Genomic DNA, 17,129 nt, shown 5'->3' with positions numbered 1-17,129 from the left:
AAGGCGCGCGGACTAGCGGCCTATTCGCTGATGAATGTCGCCGGTGTAGTTCGCGGTGTCATAACCAAACTGCCTTTCTCGCTCTTATACAAAGTTGATTCATTATTTTAACCGCAGTCTCTTGGAATGAAAAAAGGCCGGGCGCCTTGTGAGCAACCCGGCCTGGACTCCACAGCGGTTGGCTTAGTGGAATTGCTCTTCTTCGGTGGATCCGGTCAGGGCCTTCACGGAAGACGAACCACCCTGGATCACGGTGGTCACGTCGTCGAAATAGCCTGCGCCCACTTCTTGCTGGTGGGACACAAAGGTGTAACCCTTTTCGCGTGCTGCGAATTCAGGTTCCTGCACCATTTCGGTGTAGTGCTTCATGCCTTCGCCCTGTGCGTATGCATGGGCGAACTGGAAGGTGTTGAACCAGTTGATGTGAATACCAGCCAGCGTGATGAACTGGTACTTGTAGCCCAGCGCGGACAGGTCTTCCTGGAACGACGCGATCTGCTTGTCGTTGAGGTTCTTCTTCCAGTTGAAGGAAGGTGAGCAGTTGTAGGACAGCAGCTTGCCGGGGCAGGCAGCGTGCACGGCTTGAGCGAACTCGCGGGCAAAACCAATGTCGGGCACGCCGGTTTCGCACCACACCAGATCAGCATAGGGCGCGTAGGCAACGCCGCGGCTGATGGCTTGTTCCAGGCCGTTCTTCACGCGATAGAAGCCTTCTTGCGTGCGCTCACCGGTCAGGAAAGGCTTGTCGTTGGCGTCGTGGTCAGACGTGATCAGATTGGCGGCTTCCGCATCGGTGCGGGCCAGAACGATGGTGGACACGCCCATCACGTCAGCAGCGAAACGTGCGGAGATCAGCTTTTCGCAGGCTTCTTGCGTAGGAACCAGCACCTTACCGCCCATGTGGCCGCACTTCTTCACAGCAGCCAGCTGGTCCTCAAAGTGCACGCCAGCAGCGCCGCTTTGAATCATGTTCTTCATCAGTTCGAACGCGTTCAGCACGCCGCCGAAACCGGCTTCTGCATCGGCCACGATGGGCAGGAAGTAGTCAATGAATTCCTTGTCGCCGGGGTTGATGCCACGGCCCCACTGGATTTCGTCAGCACGCTTGAAGGTGTTGTTGATGCGGCGCACCATGGTGGGCACCGAGTCGTAGGCGTACAGCGACTGGTCGGGGTACATGGTCTCAGACGTGTTGCCGTCTGCGGCGACTTGCCAGCCCGACAGGTACACGGCTTCCAGGCCAGCCTTGGCCTGTTGCATGGCTTGGCCAGCAGAAATGGCACCAAACGCATTCACGTAGCCCTTCTTGGCGCCGCCGTTGATCTTGTCCCACAGTTTTTCAGCACCGCGCTTGGCCAGCGTGTGCTCGATAGGCAGCGAACCGCGCAAGCGGACCACGTCGGCGGCAGAGTAACCGCGCTTCACACCCTTCCAGCGGGGATTGGTAGCCCAGTCTTTTTCCAGTGCGGCGATTTGTTGTTCGCGGCTCAATTGCTCGTTGATGGATTGCGGCATGAGAACACTCCTAGGTTGATGGATCAATTCAGCAGTTTTGGACTGCGCATGGATGAATTCTAAGTCTTATATAAGACACATGTTTAATCTTGTGTCTTATATAAGATATAAATTTTCTTGTTAAAAATCAATGGCTTACGCAAACAACACCACAATACAAAACACATTCACCTGATGCGAAATGTTTGATGCGAAATTCTCTTTCCAAAATTTCACATAAAGAAATCAAATCACGCATCACAAAAATTCGTCTGTACATATCCACTTTGCATGCGTGATGTGAACGAATTGCGTCAGGTGCCAAAAGAAAAGGCCCGGAAACCAAGGTTTCCGGGCCTTTGCAATGCGCCAACAGGCGCGCTAAGGAGTTGTCACGACTAGCGGCACAAGTGCGCTTAGGCGGCTGCGGGCACCACAGCGCGGGCCGCTGCTGCAATCTCCCGCTCGCGTTTGCGCGTCTGCCGAGCCACCCAAATGCTGTAGCCCACAATCACCAGTGTGACGGTCGTAATCAACAAAGTGGCAGCTGCATAAATGGTGGGGTTGATACCGCGGCGCGCGTAGCCGAAGATCACCTGGGGCAAGGTGTTAACCCCGGGCCCCGACAAAAACTCCGAAATCACCACATCATCAAATGACAGGGTGAAGCTCAATAAAAAAGCCGCCAGAATGCCTTGGGCGATATTGGGCAGAGTCACCAAGAAAAACACCTCGTGCGGACGGGCCCCCAAATCCATCGCTGCCTCTTCCAACGAGCGGTTGACCTCCAGCAAGCGTGACTGCACTACCACCATGCCATAGGCCATCCCCAACAAGGTATGGCCGAGGATGATGGTGAACACGCCCCGCTCCGGCCAGCCGAAGAGGTTTTGAGCGCCCACCATGAGCAGCAACAGCGACAGGCCAATCACCACCTCCGGCATGACCAGCGGCGCGTTGACCATGCCGGAGAACGCTGTCCGCCCCAGAAAGCGGCGATAGCGAACCAGCACAAAGGCCGCAAACGTCCCCAGCACGGCGGAGAGCACCCCGGTCACCAATGCCACCTGCACCGACAACCAGAAGCCCTCCACAATTTTGGTGTCTTTGGTCAGTGCCTCATACCAGCGCAGCGAGAAACCAGTGAAGTTGGCGTCTTGTCGGGTGCTGTTAAAGGAAAACACCACCATGAAGACCAGTGGCATGTAGAGGAAAGCGTAGACCACGCCCATCCATACTTTGCCGAAATGTTTTTCAAACCAGGCTTGCATCATTCACCTCAATGCCGCGACTCGGCAGATTCACCGGTATAGCGGTAATACAGCGCCAAGGGAATCACGATCAAACCAATCATCACCACCGCCAGTGCGCTTGCGCGGGGCCAGTTGTTGCTGGTGAACATTTCATCCCACACGACGCGACCAATCATGATGTTCTCCGGCCCCCCGAGCAGCGAGGGGATGACGAATTCGCCCACCGAAGGAATAAACACCAACATGAAGCCCGCCACAATGCCCGCGCGGGATAGGGGCACCGTGATCAACCAAAAGGCCTTCCATGGCGAGGTGCCCAAGTCGTAGGCCGCCTCCAGCAGACGGAAATCCATCTTCACCAGATTGGCATACAAGGGCAACACCATAAAGGGCAAGTACACATAGGTCATGCCAACCAGCATGGACACGTTGGTGTACAGCATTTGCACGGGCTCGGTGGTCAGCCCCAGTGCCATCAATAACTGATTGATCACCCCTTGGTCCGCCAGAATGCCTTTCCAGGCATAGACCCGCAACAGGAACGAGGTCCAAAACGGCAGCATCACCATCATGAGCAAGGCGGGCCGCACACTGGGCTTGGATCGGGCGATGAAATAGGCAAATGGGTAACCCAGCAACAAGCACAGCACTGCGGTACACAGCGCATACCAAATGGAGCGCAGGTAGGCCTCGATGTACAGCGTCTGGAACAGCGCACCGCCTTCGGGATTGCGAAAAATGGACCAGTAATTTTCGTACTTCAACTTCAACAAACCGGTTCCGGAATCCCAGATAGGCTTGAAGGGGTTGATGTCGTTGCCCATGTCCACAAAGCTGATGTAGAGCAGGATCAAAAAGGGCAGCAGAAAAAACAGCAGCAACCAGCCGTAAGGCACACCAATCACAAAGCGGCGGCCGGGCATGGACAAGGTGGTTTGGGGCATGGCGGTCCTCAATCCCGCAGCAACACGCCTGCGCGGTCGCCCCACCAGAAGTACACATCGTCTTCCCAGGTGATGTCACTCAACTCCTGGCGGGATGTGTTCGCCTCGGTGATCTTGACGCGGGTGCCATCGCTCGCCAGCACGATGAAGGTGTTGTAAGAGCCGAAGTAAGCAATTTCCTTCACCTTGCCGGTGAACAGGTTCACATCCACCGCAGGCCGGGTCTTGCTGATTTCAATTTTTTCCGGCCGCACGGCAATACCCACCGGCATGTTCAGCGTGCCACTCACGCCGTGGCCAATATGAATTTCACCAATGCCGGTGACCGCCGCGCAGCGGTCCACCTCGTCCACACTCAATCGCCCCTCAAACACATTCACGTTACCAATGAAATCGGCCACAAACCGGTTCGAGGGATGCTCGTACACCTCTTCAGGGGTGCCCACCTGCAACACACTGCCTTTGCTCATCACAGCGATACGGCTGGCCATGGTCATGGCCTCCTCCTGGTCGTGAGTCACCATCACGCAGGTCACGCCTACTTTTTCAATGATGTTGACCAGCTCAAACTGCGTTTGCTCCCGCAGCTTCTTGTCCAAGGCTCCCAAGGGCTCATCCAGCAACAAGAGCTTGGGGCGCTTGGCCAAGCTTCGCGCCAACGCCACGCGTTGCTGCTGCCCCCCCGACAACTGGTGAGGCTTGCGCTGGGCATAGGCGCCGAGTTGCACCAAGTCCAGCATCTCGCCGGTGCGCTGCTTGATTTCGTCTTTGGGCAGCCCTTCCCGCTTGAGACCGAAAGCAACGTTCTCCCAAATATTCAGATGGGGAAACAAGGCGTAGCTCTGGAACATCATGTTGATGGGCCGGTTATAGGGCGCGAGTTTGGCCACATCCTGCCCGCCCAACAAAATACGCCCGGAGGTGGGCGACTCAAACCCCGCCAGCATGCGCAGCAAGGTGGACTTGCCACAACCGGAGCTGCCCAGCAGTGCAAAAATTTCGCCCTGCGCGATAGACAAAGACACCTCATCCACCGCCAGCGCATCATCGAAACGCTTAACCAGCTTTTCAGTAACCAAGTAGCCCACTTTGTCGGGTTGTACTGCCATGTAGTGACCTTTGACGATGTCTCAAAAATACAAAAAGGGCTGTTTATACCTTGGTACAAACAGCCCCGGGCGCTCAGCGCAGAGAATTACTTGCCCTTCTTGAACGCGTTGTAGGCGTTGGCCATCGCTTCACGCGCTTCATTGGAGAAGCTGCTGGGCGGGATCATCTTGCCGAAATACTCGGTTTCTACAAAGATGCTCTTGTTGCCAGCGATCTCAGGTTTGATCTTGTCCACAGCCGCTTTGTTGCCGGTGTTGTAGTTCATCTCGTTGGCGATCTGCGCTGCGTTTTCGGGGCGCAGGTAGAAGTCGATGAACGCATGGGCGTTGTTGGGGTGCTTGGCATCCTTAGGCATCGCAATCGAATCGATAAAGATCAGAGCGCCAGTGCTGGGCAACAGCGCCTCGATCACGTCTTTGGAACCGTTCTCTTTGGCGCGATTGGCGGCAATGTTGATATCGCCAGCCCAGCCCACCACGGCGCACGCCTTGCCGCCCGCGATATCGTCGATCATGGTGGAGCTGAACAAACGCACGTCCTTGCGCACCTTGGCCAGCATTCCAGCGGCTTCCTTGTAATCGTCGTTGCTATTGGAGTAAGCATCCTTGCCGATGTAATGCAACGCAGCAGGCAAAATTTCAGTCGGCGAGTCGAGGTAGGCAATACCGCAGGACTTCAGCTTGGCGGTGTACTTGGGGTTGAACACCAAGTCCCAGGCGTTTTCAGGCATGGGCATGCCACCCAAAGCTTTTTCTACTTTGGTCTTGTTGACACCCACGGTGGTGAAGCTCCAGGCCCAAGGCACGAGGTGCTTGTTGTCCGGGTCCGCCTTGGTCATGGTGGCCAGCAAAGCCGGATCCAGGTTGCCGAGGTTCTTGAGTTTGGATTTATCCAAAGGTTGCAACAGGCCGCCTTCGATCTGGGGCTTGGCAAACACCGTGCCGGGCACCACCAAGTCGTAACCCGTGTTGCCAGCCACCAACTTGGCGTGCAAGGCTTCGTTGGTTTCAAAGGTGTCGTAGTTCACCTTGATGCCGGTTTCCTTCTCAAACGCGGCCACCATGCCTTCGGGAATGTAGTCCGGCCAGTTGTAGATGTTGAGCACCTTTTCTTCGGTGTTGGCAGGCGCCGCGGGGGCGCTGGCTACCGGCGCGGGTGCGGCAACAGCAGCGGGCGCTTCTTCTTTTTTGCCGCAAGCGGCCAAAACCAGCGCCGACAGCGCAAACGAGCAAAGGTACTTATTCATGGGGGGTTCATCTCCGGTGAAAAGGGTTCGAACAGATACACAAGGCCAAGGGCCTGATTCAAGCAATATTCAGACCAAAAAATATTATAGAAGTGGCGCGGCACCCAAATACGGCCGGCCACAAGGGTTTACACATGGAGCAACAAATGTTCACGCTCCCACGGCGAAATCACTTTCATGAACTCATCAAACTCCAACTCCTTGATCTCGGAGTACACGGTGATGAATTCCTTGCCCAGCACCTCATGCAAATCAGACTCCTTGCGCAGCCAATCCAGCGCCTCACCCAAACTGCGGGGCAAGGCATAGGGTGACAGGTACGCATCCCCCCGCATTTCGGGTTTGGGCTTGATCTTGTTTTTCAGCCCCAAGTAGCCGCAAGCCAAGGTCATGGCCATGGCGACATAGGGGTTGGCGTCCGCACCGATCACACGGTTTTCCACCCGGCGGGCAGCAGGGGATGAAATGGGCGAACGGATGCCCACCGTGCGGTTGTCATACCCCCACTCGATGTTGATAGGTGCCGCCGTATTGCGAGAGAGGCGGCGGTAGCTGTTCACATACGGGGCCACCAGCACCATGGCGGCGGGGATGTAGCGCTGCAGTCCGCCGATGTAGTGCATGAAGGCTTCCGACGGCGTGCCATCCGGGTTGCTGAACACGTTTTGCCCGCTGGCGATGTCCACCAGGCTCTGGTGCACATGCATGGCACTCCCCGGCTCACCGGCAATCGGCTTGGCCATGAAGGTGGCGTACATGTCGTGGCGCAAGGCAGCCTCGCGCACGGTACGCTTGAAGAAAAACACCTCATCCGCCAAGCCTAGGGGCTTGTTGTGGAAGAAGTTGATTTCCATCTGCCCGGCGCCCACCTCGTGGATCAAGGTGTCCACGTTCAGCTCCATCTTGTCGGAGTAGTCGTAAATCTCCTCAAACAAGGGGTCAAACTCGTTCACCGCATCGATGCTGTACGCCTGCCGTGAGGTTTCGGCCCGTCCGCTGCGGCCAATGGGCGCGCGCAGCAGGGTGTTGGGATCGGTGTTGCGGGCCGTGAGGTAAAACTCCAGCTCCGGAGCCACGATGGGCTGCAACCCTTCCGCGGCAAACAAATCGCACACGCGGCGCAACACGCTGCGTGGCGCAAAAGGCACCAACTTGCCTTCATGGTCAAAACAGTCGTGGATCACCTGGGCCGTGGGGTCGGTGGCCCACGGCACGATGCGTACCGATGACGGGTCCGGCCGCAACTGCATATCCTTGTCGGTGGGGTCCACCACGTCGTAATACGGGCCGCTCTCGGGGAACTCTCCTGTGACCCCCATGGCCACAATGCCCTGCGGCAAGCGCATGCCACGGTCTTCGGTGAACTTGCCGCGCGGCAGAATTTTTCCACGCGCCACCCCCGTCAAGTCGGGTACCAGGCACTCCACCTCGGTCACCCGCCGCTCGTTCAGCCACTGCTCCAGGTCGTTGAAATTCATAGTTTTGTTTTCTGTCATTTCTCATCTCCTTGAAAAGCCACGCTTCGTGATGCCACTGTAACCCGACCACATGCTTCTGCAGCGCAGCTGCGTGGCAATGCCCCGGGCTTGGTGTAGGCTTGCGCGCTTCGCTTCTTTGTTAATCGCCTGATGCCGCAAACACGCCCCGCCTCCCACCTGTTGTCGTACGGACTCCTCGCTCTCAGCATGGCGCTGGTAGGCAGTTATGTGGCGCTCTCCAAGCCTCTGGTGCTGGTGCTGCCGGTGTTTTTATTGGCTTGGCTGCGGTTTGGCATTGGCGGGCTCGCCACGCTGCATTGGCTCAAGCGCCCGGCCGATGAGCCTGCCATGACTCCAGCCACCCGCAAATACCTGTTCCTGGAGTCGTTCTTCGGCAACTTCCTGTTTTCCATCTGCATGCTCTTTGGGGTGAGCATGACCACCGCCGTCTCTGCCGGGGTCATCATGGCGTCGATCCCGGCCGTGGTGGCAGTCATGAGCTGGGTGTTTCTGAAAGAGCGCGTCACCCCACGCACCTGGGCTGCCGTAGCCTGCAGCGTGCTGGGCATCAGTCTGCTGGCGCTATCAAAAAATGAGCTGCCTGCGCATGGTGCACCTGCGCCAGAGGGCGATTTGATGCCCAACAGTGCGTGGTTGGGTAACACCCTGGTTTTCGCGGCGGTGCTCTGTGAAGCCGCCTACGCCGTCATTGCCAAAAAGCTCACCGGCGCGCTTACCCCCCGCCGCATTACCTCGCTCATCAATCTGTGGGGTTTTGCATTGATGACCCCCTTCGGCCTCTACACCGCGTGGAGCTTTTCCTTCGCGGCAGTACCCGCCCCTTCCTGGCTCTTGCTGGTGTTTTACGCGCTGGCGGCCAGCGTGTGGACCGTGTGGCTCTGGATGACAGGGCTCAAACATGTGCCTGCCTCCCGGGCCGGTGTATTCACCGTGATGCTGCCTATCTCCGCTGCATTGGTCGGGGTGCTGGTGCTGGGTGAGCCCCTGGGCGGCTTGCAACTGCTGGCCTTCGGCATTGCCCTGCTGAGCGTGGTATTGGCCACCTTGCCGGGCAAAGACACGGCACACTCACACCACGCCTGAGCAGGCCTTACAGCAAGGGACGCGGGCTGACCACGATGCCGTCGCGGTCGGCGTACAGCCAGTCACCAGGCCGCACCCACACCCCTTGCACCCGCACGGGCACATCGGCAACACCCTGCTGACGGCGGTCGGTGGGCAGTGGCATGGAAGCCAATGCCCGGATACCAATAGCCTGCTGTTCGAGCTCTGCCACGTCGCGCACACAGCCATCCACGAGCACACCAGCCCAGCCATTGCGAGCTGCGGCCGCCGCGAGGTTGCCACCCAACAGAGCCTTGCGCAAAGACGCACCGCCATCGACCACCAGCACCTTGCCGACGCGACCCGCCGGGGTGTCTATCCAACCCGGCGACTCCACGGCTTCTTTGACGCGGCTGTTGTCATCCAGGCACTGCACCGTTTGCACAGGTCCGCAAAAAACCTGACGCCCACCAAAGTCGCGAAACACGGGCGGCAATACGCGGAAATCGCCACTGGTATCAGCCTTGAAGGCATCGCAAAAATCACAGGTCGCAAAGGGTGCAGTCATCTCCAGGCTCCTCAAAGGGTTTGTTTGTGTAATTCTCCAATGGAAAAAACAACATTTCCCTCGGAAAAATGGATGTGCTCCCTTGGAAAGGTGCTTTTTTGCCATTAGCATGTGCGTTACCAGTGAAGAAGCTGTTTTTTACTGGCGGTAAACCAACTTCTACAAAAGGACAATCGATCATGGCAACTGCGAAAAAAGCACCGGCAAAGAAAGCCGCTGCTCCAGCAAAGAAGGCTGCACCCGCTACCAAAGCTGCAGCTCCCGCAAAGAAAGTAGCTGCCAAAGCAGCAGCCCCCGCCAAGAAGGCCGCCGCTCCTGCCAAAAAAGCTGCTGCTACCAAGGCTCCCGCCAAGAAGCGCACAGTGAACGCCGCGTTCATGAAGGCACTGACACCTAGCGCTGCATTGGCTGCCGTGGTCGGCGCAGCCGCACTGCCCCGCACCGAAGTGGTGAGCAAGCTGTGGACTTACATCAAGAAAAACGGCCTGCAAGACGCTACAAACAAGCGCAACATCAATGCAGATGCCAAGCTGAAAGAAATCTTCGGTAAAGCCCAAGTCACCATGTTCGAACTGGCTGGCCTGATCGGCAAGCACCTGAAGTAATCAGCCCCTGCTGATGACTGATACAAAGGCCGCACCCACGCGGCCTTTGTCGTTTTCAAGCCTCCTGTCACTTGGGTGACTGGCGCCTTTCCCCATAAGGGAAAGTCGCTAGTCGTTATTGCGCCAGATCATGCCTCTGCTCTGCACTACGTGCCTAGAATCCACCCCCTCATGCTTCGATTCATCTTTACACGACTGAGCCTCATCATCCCGACCTTCTTCGGCATGACGCTGCTCGCCTTCTTCCTCATTCGCCTGGTACCGGGCGACCCGATTGAAACCCTAGCCGGCGAACGCGGCATTGATGCGGCCCGGCACGCGGTATTGCTCAAAGAGTACGGGCTGGACCAACCCGTCATGGTGCAGTACGGCATCTACATCGGCAAAGTGCTCAAGGGAGATTTGGGCAAGTCCATCATCACCCAGGAGCCGGTGTTGCGCGAGTTCGCCACCCTCTTCCCGGCCACGATCGAGTTGGCGGTGTGTGCCATCATTTTTGCGCTGTTGATCGGCATTCCGGCGGGCATCATTGCCGCTGTCAAACGCAACTCCATCCTGGACCACGGTGTGATGGGGGTGTCGCTGACCGGCTACTCCATGCCTATCTTCTGGTGGGGTTTGCTGCTGATCTTGTTGTTCTCGGTGCAGCTGGACCTGACACCGGTGTCCGGCCGTATTGCGGTGGAGTACTTCATTGAGCCGGTCACCGGCTTTTTGCTGATAGACACCTTGCTGGCCGGGGAGACCGCCGCCTTCTGGTCGGCCGCGTCTCACCTGATTCTTCCCATGATTGTGTTGGGCACCAACCCGCTGGCCGTCATTGCCCGCATGACGCGCTCCGCCATGCTGGAAGTGATGGGCGAAGACTACATCCGCACCGCGCGCGCCAAAGGCCTGACGGGGCTGCGGGTGGTCGCAGTGCACGCCCTGCGCAACGCCATGATTCCGGTGATCACCGTGATCGGTCTGCAAGTGGGCGTGCTGTTTACTGGAGCCATCCTGACCGAAACCATCTTCTCCTGGCCCGGCGTGGGCAAGTGGCTGATTGAAGCCATCAGCCGCCGCGACTACCCAGTGCTGCAAGGCGGCATGCTGCTTCTTGGCCTGATGGTCATGACTGTCAATCTGCTGGTGGATATCACCTACGGCATCATCAACCCGCGCATCCGCCACCAAAAATAATGAGCACTACTACGCTGAACGCTGCGGTGGCGTCACAACCGTCCCATCCTTTGCAGGAATTCTGGCGCTACTTCAAAGGCAACAAAGGGGCTTTGGCCGGCTTGGCCATTGTGGTCCTCGTGCTGTTGATGGCACTGCTGGCGCCCTGGATTGCACCCTACCCGCCTGACCTGACCAACAACGCTGCCTTTTTGAAGCCTCCTGCCTGGCAAGAGGGTGGCTCGCGCGCTTACCTGCTGGGTACCGACGCCATCGGCCGCGACATTCTCTCGCGCCTCATGCACGGCGCGCGCCTGTCTCTAGTGATCGGCATTGCCGTGGTGTCCCTGTCGGTGGTGGTCGGCACGGTGCTGGGCCTGGTTGCGGGCTACTTCAAAGGCATTCTGGAAATCACCATCATGCGCATGATGGACATCATCCTCACCCTCCCCAGCCTGCTGCTGGCTATTGTGATTGTGGCCATCCTCGGACCCGGCTTGGTGAACGCCATGCTGGCTGTAGCCATCGTGGTGCTGCCGCACTATGTGCGCATTACGCGTGCTGCCGTGATCGCTGAAACCTCGCGTGACTACGTGACGGCGGCCCGCATGACAGGCGCCAGCCATTTGCGTCTGATGTTCAGCGAGGTGTTGCCCAACTGCACCGCCCCGCTGATCGTGCAGGCCTCGCTGGGCATCTCCACCGCCATTCTGGATGCCGCCGCACTCGGCTTCTTGGGCTTGGGCGCACAGCCGCCCTCACCAGAGTGGGGCACCATGCTGGCCGATGCCCGCGAATTTGTGCTGCGCGCCTGGTGGGTCGTGACCTTCCCCGGCCTGGCCATCCTGATCACGGTATTGGCGTTCAACCTGTTGGGCGATGGTCTGCGCGACGCACTCGACCCCAAACTCAAACGCTAAGGCAACGAGACACATAACCATGGCATTGCTAGAAATTGAAAACCTGTCCGTAGAGTTCCCGTCGCACAACGGCGTGATGCATGCGGTGCAGGATGTCAGCCTCTCACTGGAGGCTGGAGAAGTATTGGGCGTGGTCGGTGAATCCGGCTCGGGCAAAAGCGTCACCATGATGGCGCTGATGGGTCTGGTGGCCTTTCCCGGTCGCGTGCAAGCCAAAAAGCTGCGCTTTGATGGGCACGACCTGCTGGGCCTGAGCGACCGCGAACGCCGGCGCTTCACCGGCAAAGACATGTCCATGATTTTTCAGGACCCCACCACCAGCCTGAACCCATGTTTTACCGTGGGCTTCCAGCTGGCGGAAACACTGAAACTGCATCTGGGCCTGGACAAAAAAGCCGCCCACAAACGCTCCATCGAACTGCTGGAGCAAGTGGGCATTCCCGCGCCGGAGAGCCGCCTCAAGGTCTACCCCCACCAGCTCTCCGGCGGCATGAGCCAGCGTGTGATGATTGCCATGGCCATTGCCTGCAACCCCAAGCTGTTGATTGCCGACGAACCCACCACGGCGTTGGACGTGACCATTCAGGCGCAGATTCTGGATTTGCTCAAGAGCCTGCAAAAAGACCGTGGCATGGCCCTGGTGCTGATCACCCACAACATGGGCGTGGTCTCCGACATGGCCCAGCGCGTCGCCGTGATGTACGCCGGCCAGGTCATGGAGCAACGTGAGGCAGACGCCTTGTTTGCGGCCCCCGCACACCCCTACACAGAGGCATTGCTATCCGCCATGCCCGAACGCAGCATGCACCAGAGCCGCCTCAACACCATCCCCGGCATGGTGCCGGGCCTGTACGACCGGCCGGACGGGTGCCTCTTCGCCCCCCGTTGCAGCCACGCCCGCCAAGGCGCATGCGACCAACGCCCCGCCCTCACCCCATGGAATGGCGGCAGCGTGCGTTGCCACTTTGCCCTGGGCGCACAGGAGGTGGCGGCATGAGCACCCCTCACACCAACGCTACTGTGGTAGAGGCCAAAGACCTGCGTCAGGTCTACACCATCCGCCGCGGCTTCCTGCAAAAGCCCGACCAGCTGCAAGCGGTCTCCGGCGTGTCGTTCTCTGTGCAGGCCGGCAAAACGCTGGCTGTGGTGGGCGAATCCGGCTGCGGCAAGTCCACGCTGGCGCGCATGGTCTCCCTCATCGAATCGCCCACCGCCGGTAGCCTGCAGCTCGCCGGTGTGGACGCCACAGACCCCAAGCACAAGGCCACGCTGCGCCAGAAGGTGCAGCTGGTGTTCCAGAACCCCTATGGCTCGCTGAACCCGCGCAAGCGCATCGGCCAGATCCTGGAGGCGCCGCTCGAAATCAACACCGAGCTGTCGGCCGCCCAGCGCCAGGAGAAAGCCCGCGCCATGCTGGCCAAGGTGGGCCTGCGCCCTGAGCACTACGAGCGCTATCCGCACATGTTCTCGGGCGGCCAGCGTCAGCGCATCGCGATTGCCCGCGCGCTCATGCTGGACCCCGCGCTGGTCGTGGCCGACGAACCCGTCTCGGCACTGGACGTGTCCATCCAGGCCCAGGTGCTGAACCTGCTGGCCGATCTGCAGCAGGAGCTGGGCCTGGCCTACCTGTTCATCTCGCACGATCTTGGTGTGGTGCGCCACATCGCGCACGACGTGATGGTGATGTACCTGGGCCAGGTGGTGGAACAAGGCGACAAGACCACGCTGTTCGAGCAGCCGCTGCACCCCTACACCCAGGCACTCATGGCTTCCACGCCCGGCATGCACGCGCCCGGCGGCAAAAGCCAGCGCATCGTGCTCAAGGGCGAGCTGCCCTCCCCGCTGAACCCGCCGGCCGGCTGTGTGTTTTCTACCCGCTGCCCGCACGCTACCGATCGCTGCCATGCCGAGCGGCCTGTCCTGCAGCCCTTGGCTGGCAGGCAAGTTGCTTGTCATGAAGCTTCCGCATTTAGCCAACCCGCTGCATAGGCAGCATCAACCCCAGAGGAGTATCTCCAATGACCCTGACCCTGAAGAAAGCTACGGCTGCACGACGCACCAAAAGTGCATTGCTGTGTGCCCTGGCCCTGCCCGCTGCTCTGGCACTGTCGCCGGTAGCTGCCAAGACCCTGGTGTACTGCTCCGAAGGCAGCCCCGAGAACTTCTACCCCGGCGTGAACACCACCGGCACGTCCTTCGACGTGACCGAGCAGATTTACGACAACCTGGTGCACTTCGAGCGTGGCGGCACCAAGGTAGAGCCTTCTCTGGCTGAGAGCTGGACCATTTCCAAAGACGGTCTGGAATACACCTTCAAGCTGCGTAAGGGCGTGAAGTTCCAGTCCAACAAGAACTTCAAGCCCACCCGCGATTTCAATGCGGATGACGTGCTGTTCATGTTCGAGCGTCAGTGGAAAGAGAACGACCCCTACTTCCGCGTCACCAGCCCCAACCACGCCTACTTTGGCGACATGGGTATGCCCAAGCTGCTCAAGTCCGTGGACAAGGTGGATGAGTACACCGTCAAGATCACGCTGAACCAGCCTGAGGCGCCTTTCCTGGCCAACTTGGCTATGCAGTTCGCCGGTATCCAGTCCAAGGAATACGCGATTGCCATGCTCAAGGCCGGCACGCCCGAGAAGATCGACCAGGACCCCCTGGGCACCGGCGCCTTCCAAGTGGTGCAGTACCAAAAAGACTCCATCATCCGCTTCAAGGCCAACGCCCAGTACTGGGCTGGCAAGGCCAAGATCGATGACCTGATCTTCTCCATCACCCCGGATGCCTCCGTGCGCTGGGCCAAGCTGCAAAAGGGTGAGTGCCATGTCATGCCCTACCCCAACCCCGCAGACCTGGACGCCATCCGCAAGGACGCCAACGTCACTGTGATGGAACAGCCCGGCTTGAACATCGGCTACCTGGCGTACAACACCACCAAGAAGCCGTTTGACGACGTGCGCGTGCGCAAGGCGATCAACATGGCCATCGACAAAAAGGCCATCGTCTCCGCCGTGTACCTGAGCACCGGTGTGGCTGCGGTCAACCCGATTCCTCCGGGCCAGTGGTCTTACAACAAGAACCTGAAGGACGACCTCTACAACCCCGAGCAGGCCAAAAAGCTGCTGGCGGCAGCTGGTTACCCTAACGGTTTCACCACCGACCTGTGGGCCATGCCCGTGCAGCGCCCCTACAACCCCAACGCCAAGCGCATTGCGGAGTTGATGCAAGCCGACCTGGCCAAGGTGGGCGTGACGGCTGAAATCAAGAGCTTTGAGTGGGGCGAGTACCGCAAGCGCATGCAAGCGGGCGAGCACCAGATGGGCATGTTGGGCTGGACCGGTGACAACGGAGACCCGGACAACTTCTTGAACACCTTGCTGGGTTGCAGCTCGGCCAAGCAAAACGGCTCCAACGTGGCCAAGTTCTGCTACCAGCCGTTTGAAGACTTGGTGCAAAAAGCCAAGGTGGTGTCCAACCCTGCCGAGCGCACCAAGCTGTACGAAAAAGCCCAGGTGATCTTCAAGGAGCAAGCACCCTGGTTCACCATTGCCCACGCGGTGCAACTGAAGCCCGTGCGTAAGGAAGTGGTCGACTTCAAACTGAGCCCGTTTGGCCGCCACACCTTCTACGGCGTGGACATCAAGTAATCCTGCCTTGCAGGATGCACAAAGGGCCGGTGTTTACCGGCCCTTTTTTATGCTTGCCACCCGGCAGCGGCGAGCGCGGCCAAAAAGCGGGCCCGGTGTTCTTCATGCACAAACGGGTGGCCAATCGTGATGGCCTGAAGGTTGTAACCCCGGCCACCCAGCGCCTGGCTCAAACTGGCTTGGGCGGCCGGCAGGTCTCCCGCCGCTGACAGGCAGGCCGCCAACAACAGGTGGTTGAAATACCAGTCGGCGCGTTTGGCCGTAGCCTCGCGCGCATAGCGCACGGCATCGGCATAACGGCCCTCGATAAAGCAGCCGATGGCACGGCTGCGAATCCACAAGCTCAGGTGCGGGTCGTGCGGGCTGGCATCCACCGCTTGCAGAATGAACTCCTCCGCCTCTTCGGTACGGCCGGAAAACACCAGCAAGCGCCCCAATTCCCCGGCGGCCGCAGCCGCCTGCGGGTACAAGGCCAGCGCGCACTCCAGCTCCGCAATGGCTGCCTGCATCTGCCCGGCACACGACAAGGCCGTGCCCAGCGTGAAGTGGGCAAAGGCATCGCGCTCGTCATTGCGCACGGCCAGCAAAGCCAGCCGGTGCGCCTCGGCCACCGCCGCCCGCGGGTCTTCCGCCCAGGCGCCCCAGACCTTGGCCATGTAGGTGAACGACAGCAAACACAGGCTGGCCGGGTCGCCGGGCTTAATCTCCAGCGCGCGATCCAGCAAGGCTTGGGCTTGCAGCACATGGTCGGGCGTGGTGCGCCAGAAGTGCCAGCGGGCGCGCATCAGCAAATCCCAGTGCTCCATACTGTGCTGCGGCACCTCGCCGGCCACCCGCTCCTCGCTGTGCAGGTACACCGGCTCAATCGCGCTCACGATATGGGCAGAAATACGGGCCTGCACCGCAAACAAGTCGGCCAAGGGGCGGTCAAACCTGTCAGCCCACAGCGTTTTGCCCGTGGTGGTGTCCACCAGCTCGGCCGTCATGCGCAGCGTCTGCGCGGCGCGGCGCACACTGCCCAGCACCAGATAGCGCGCCCGCAAGGCCGCACCCACGGCCTGATTGCTCTCGCGGGTATTGCGGTAGGCAAAAGACGAATTGCGCGACACCACCAGCAGCCACGGCGAGCGGGTGAGGTGGCTGATGATGTCTTCTGCCAGCCCGTCCGAAAAATACTCCTGCGTTGGGTCGGCATCCAGGTTCACAAACGGCAGGACCGCAATGGTGCGGCGATAGGCTTGTTGATCGCCGGCGTCTGAAGCCGAAGCGCCGCCGGAGGACGCAGGCGCCAAGCGCAAGGCAAACCGGTAGCCCCGGCCCGGCACCGTCGCAATCGCATCGGCCCCCAGCATGCGGCGCAAGCTGGACACGTGCACCTGCAGGTTGTTTTCCTCCACCACCAGACCGGGCCACACCATGTCAAACAACTGTTTTTTGGTGACCAGCTCGCCCGCGTGGTCGACCAGCACACACAGCACGTCGAAGGCCCGGGCCCCGACCAAGAGCGGCTGCCCGTCGCGCAGGAGGCGACGCTCATGCCGCTGCAAGGTGAAAGCACCAAAAACACTGACGCCGGCATCTGTGCCGGTGGATAAAGAGTTCACGGGAGCTGTGCTTTCTTTGTAAGGGGAGACCGCT

General features: G+C 59.4%; 15 protein-coding genes. 7 read left to right on the top strand and 8 right to left on the bottom strand.

Annotation, left to right across the window (positions count from 1 at the left end):
• Window positions 1-183 precede the first annotated feature (183 nt).
• The 6 genes from aceA to FDM28_RS10365 form a co-directional block, all read right to left on the bottom strand.
• Window positions 184-1,515 carry an isocitrate lyase gene (gene aceA / locus FDM28_RS10390; protein ID WP_138515065.1) on the bottom strand — a complete coding sequence of 444 codons (1,332 nt, stop codon included), beginning with the start codon at window positions 1,513-1,515 and terminating at the stop codon, window positions 184-186.
• 395 nt (window positions 1,516-1,910) lie between these two features.
• A complete protein-coding gene (locus FDM28_RS10385; RefSeq protein ID WP_138515064.1) occupies window positions 1,911-2,765 on the bottom strand; it encodes an ABC transporter permease in 855 nt (284 codons plus the stop codon).
• Between the two features lie 8 nt (window positions 2,766-2,773).
• Entirely contained in the window at window positions 2,774-3,691 is a 918-nt protein-coding gene (locus tag FDM28_RS10380) for an ABC transporter permease (protein WP_138515063.1), read from the bottom strand.
• Window positions 3,692-3,699: 8 nt separating this feature from the next.
• Window positions 3,700-4,800 (bottom strand): ABC transporter ATP-binding protein, encoded by a 1,101-nt coding sequence (locus tag FDM28_RS10375; protein WP_138515062.1) that lies wholly within the window; start codon window positions 4,798-4,800, stop codon window positions 3,700-3,702.
• 86 nt (window positions 4,801-4,886) lie between these two features.
• Window positions 4,887-6,047, bottom strand: coding sequence for an extracellular solute-binding protein (locus FDM28_RS10370; protein ID WP_138515061.1), 1,161 nt, complete (start codon window positions 6,045-6,047; stop codon window positions 4,887-4,889).
• Between the two features lie 128 nt (window positions 6,048-6,175).
• Window positions 6,176-7,543 carry a glutamine synthetase family protein gene (locus FDM28_RS10365; protein WP_138515060.1) on the bottom strand — a complete coding sequence of 456 codons (1,368 nt, stop codon included), beginning with the start codon at window positions 7,541-7,543 and terminating at the stop codon, window positions 6,176-6,178.
• Window positions 7,544-7,675: 132 nt separating this feature from the next.
• Between FDM28_RS10365 and FDM28_RS10360 the strand changes: the two genes are divergently transcribed.
• Entirely contained in the window at window positions 7,676-8,629 is a 954-nt protein-coding gene (locus tag FDM28_RS10360; RefSeq protein ID WP_138515059.1) for a DMT family transporter, read from the top strand.
• 7 nt (window positions 8,630-8,636) lie between these two features.
• Here FDM28_RS10360 and rraA read toward each other — a convergent pair whose 3' ends face one another.
• Window positions 8,637-9,158, bottom strand: coding sequence for a ribonuclease E activity regulator RraA (gene rraA, locus FDM28_RS10355; RefSeq protein WP_138515058.1), 522 nt, complete (start codon window positions 9,156-9,158; stop codon window positions 8,637-8,639).
• Between the two features lie 179 nt (window positions 9,159-9,337).
• Here rraA and FDM28_RS10350 point away from each other — a divergent pair, with 179 nt between their 5' ends.
• The 6 genes from FDM28_RS10350 (at window position 9,338) to FDM28_RS10325 (ending at window position 15,491) form a co-directional block, all read left to right on the top strand.
• Entirely contained in the window at window positions 9,338-9,763 is a 426-nt protein-coding gene (locus tag FDM28_RS10350) for an SWIB/MDM2 domain-containing protein (RefSeq protein ID WP_138515057.1), read from the top strand.
• 171 nt (window positions 9,764-9,934) lie between these two features.
• The gene (locus FDM28_RS10345; protein ID WP_138515056.1) at window positions 9,935-10,945 is read left to right on the top strand and encodes an ABC transporter permease subunit; all 1,011 of its coding nucleotides are present in this window, start codon (window positions 9,935-9,937) and stop codon (window positions 10,943-10,945) included.
• Window positions 10,945-11,844 (top strand): ABC transporter permease subunit, encoded by a 900-nt coding sequence (locus FDM28_RS10340; RefSeq protein ID WP_138515055.1) that lies wholly within the window; start codon window positions 10,945-10,947, stop codon window positions 11,842-11,844. The genes FDM28_RS10345 and FDM28_RS10340 overlap by 1 nt, the downstream gene beginning before the upstream one ends.
• Window positions 11,845-11,863: 19 nt before the next feature.
• Window positions 11,864-12,841, top strand: coding sequence for an ABC transporter ATP-binding protein (locus FDM28_RS10335; protein WP_138515054.1), 978 nt, complete (start codon window positions 11,864-11,866; stop codon window positions 12,839-12,841).
• Window positions 12,838-13,833, top strand: a complete 996-nt coding sequence (locus tag FDM28_RS10330; protein ID WP_138515053.1) for a peptide ABC transporter ATP-binding protein — start codon at window positions 12,838-12,840, stop codon at window positions 13,831-13,833. Before FDM28_RS10335 ends, FDM28_RS10330 begins: the two co-directional genes overlap by 4 nt.
• Before the next feature lie 29 nt (window positions 13,834-13,862).
• A complete protein-coding gene (locus FDM28_RS10325) occupies window positions 13,863-15,491 on the top strand; it encodes an ABC transporter substrate-binding protein (protein WP_138515052.1) in 1,629 nt (542 codons plus the stop codon).
• 47 nt (window positions 15,492-15,538) lie between these two features.
• On the opposite strand, the gene FDM28_RS17745 is transcribed toward FDM28_RS10325, so the two are convergent.
• A complete protein-coding gene (locus FDM28_RS17745) occupies window positions 15,539-17,095 on the bottom strand; it encodes a winged helix-turn-helix domain-containing tetratricopeptide repeat protein (protein ID WP_138515051.1) in 1,557 nt (518 codons plus the stop codon).
• Window positions 17,096-17,129 lie beyond the last annotated feature (34 nt).

The organism is Rhodoferax bucti, assembly GCF_005876985.1.
Classification (GTDB): Bacteria; Pseudomonadota; Gammaproteobacteria; order Burkholderiales; family Burkholderiaceae_C; genus Allorhodoferax; species Allorhodoferax bucti.
Note: the sequence above shows the minus strand (reverse complement) of the source record. Positions and strands in the feature narration are given on the sequence as shown.

Bases quoted from the DNA above. Each gene is read 5' to 3' on its own strand.
- aceA (WP_138515065.1), bottom strand. From the start codon at position 1,515: ATGCCGCAATCCATCAACGAGCAATTGAGCCGCGAACAACAAATCGCC.
- FDM28_RS10385 (WP_138515064.1), bottom strand. From the start codon at position 2,765: ATGCAAGCCTGGTTTGAAAAACATTTCGGCAAAGTATGGATGGGCGTG.
- FDM28_RS10380 (WP_138515063.1), bottom strand. From the start codon at position 3,691: ATGCCCCAAACCACCTTGTCCATGCCCGGCCGCCGCTTTGTGATTGGT.
- FDM28_RS10375 (WP_138515062.1), bottom strand. From the start codon at position 4,800: ATGGCAGTACAACCCGACAAAGTGGGCTACTTGGTTACTGAAAAGCTG.
- FDM28_RS10370 (WP_138515061.1), bottom strand. From the start codon at position 6,047: ATGAATAAGTACCTTTGCTCGTTTGCGCTGTCGGCGCTGGTTTTGGCC.
- FDM28_RS10365 (WP_138515060.1), bottom strand. From the start codon at position 7,543: ATGACAGAAAACAAAACTATGAATTTCAACGACCTGGAGCAGTGGCTG.
- FDM28_RS10360 (WP_138515059.1), top strand. From the start codon at position 7,676: ATGCCGCAAACACGCCCCGCCTCCCACCTGTTGTCGTACGGACTCCTC.
- rraA (WP_138515058.1), bottom strand. From the start codon at position 9,158: ATGACTGCACCCTTTGCGACCTGTGATTTTTGCGATGCCTTCAAGGCT.
- FDM28_RS10350 (WP_138515057.1), top strand. From the start codon at position 9,338: ATGGCAACTGCGAAAAAAGCACCGGCAAAGAAAGCCGCTGCTCCAGCA.
- FDM28_RS10345 (WP_138515056.1), top strand. From the start codon at position 9,935: ATGCTTCGATTCATCTTTACACGACTGAGCCTCATCATCCCGACCTTC.
- FDM28_RS10340 (WP_138515055.1), top strand. From the start codon at position 10,945: ATGAGCACTACTACGCTGAACGCTGCGGTGGCGTCACAACCGTCCCAT.
- FDM28_RS10335 (WP_138515054.1), top strand. From the start codon at position 11,864: ATGGCATTGCTAGAAATTGAAAACCTGTCCGTAGAGTTCCCGTCGCAC.
- FDM28_RS10330 (WP_138515053.1), top strand. From the start codon at position 12,838: ATGAGCACCCCTCACACCAACGCTACTGTGGTAGAGGCCAAAGACCTG.
- FDM28_RS10325 (WP_138515052.1), top strand. From the start codon at position 13,863: ATGACCCTGACCCTGAAGAAAGCTACGGCTGCACGACGCACCAAAAGT.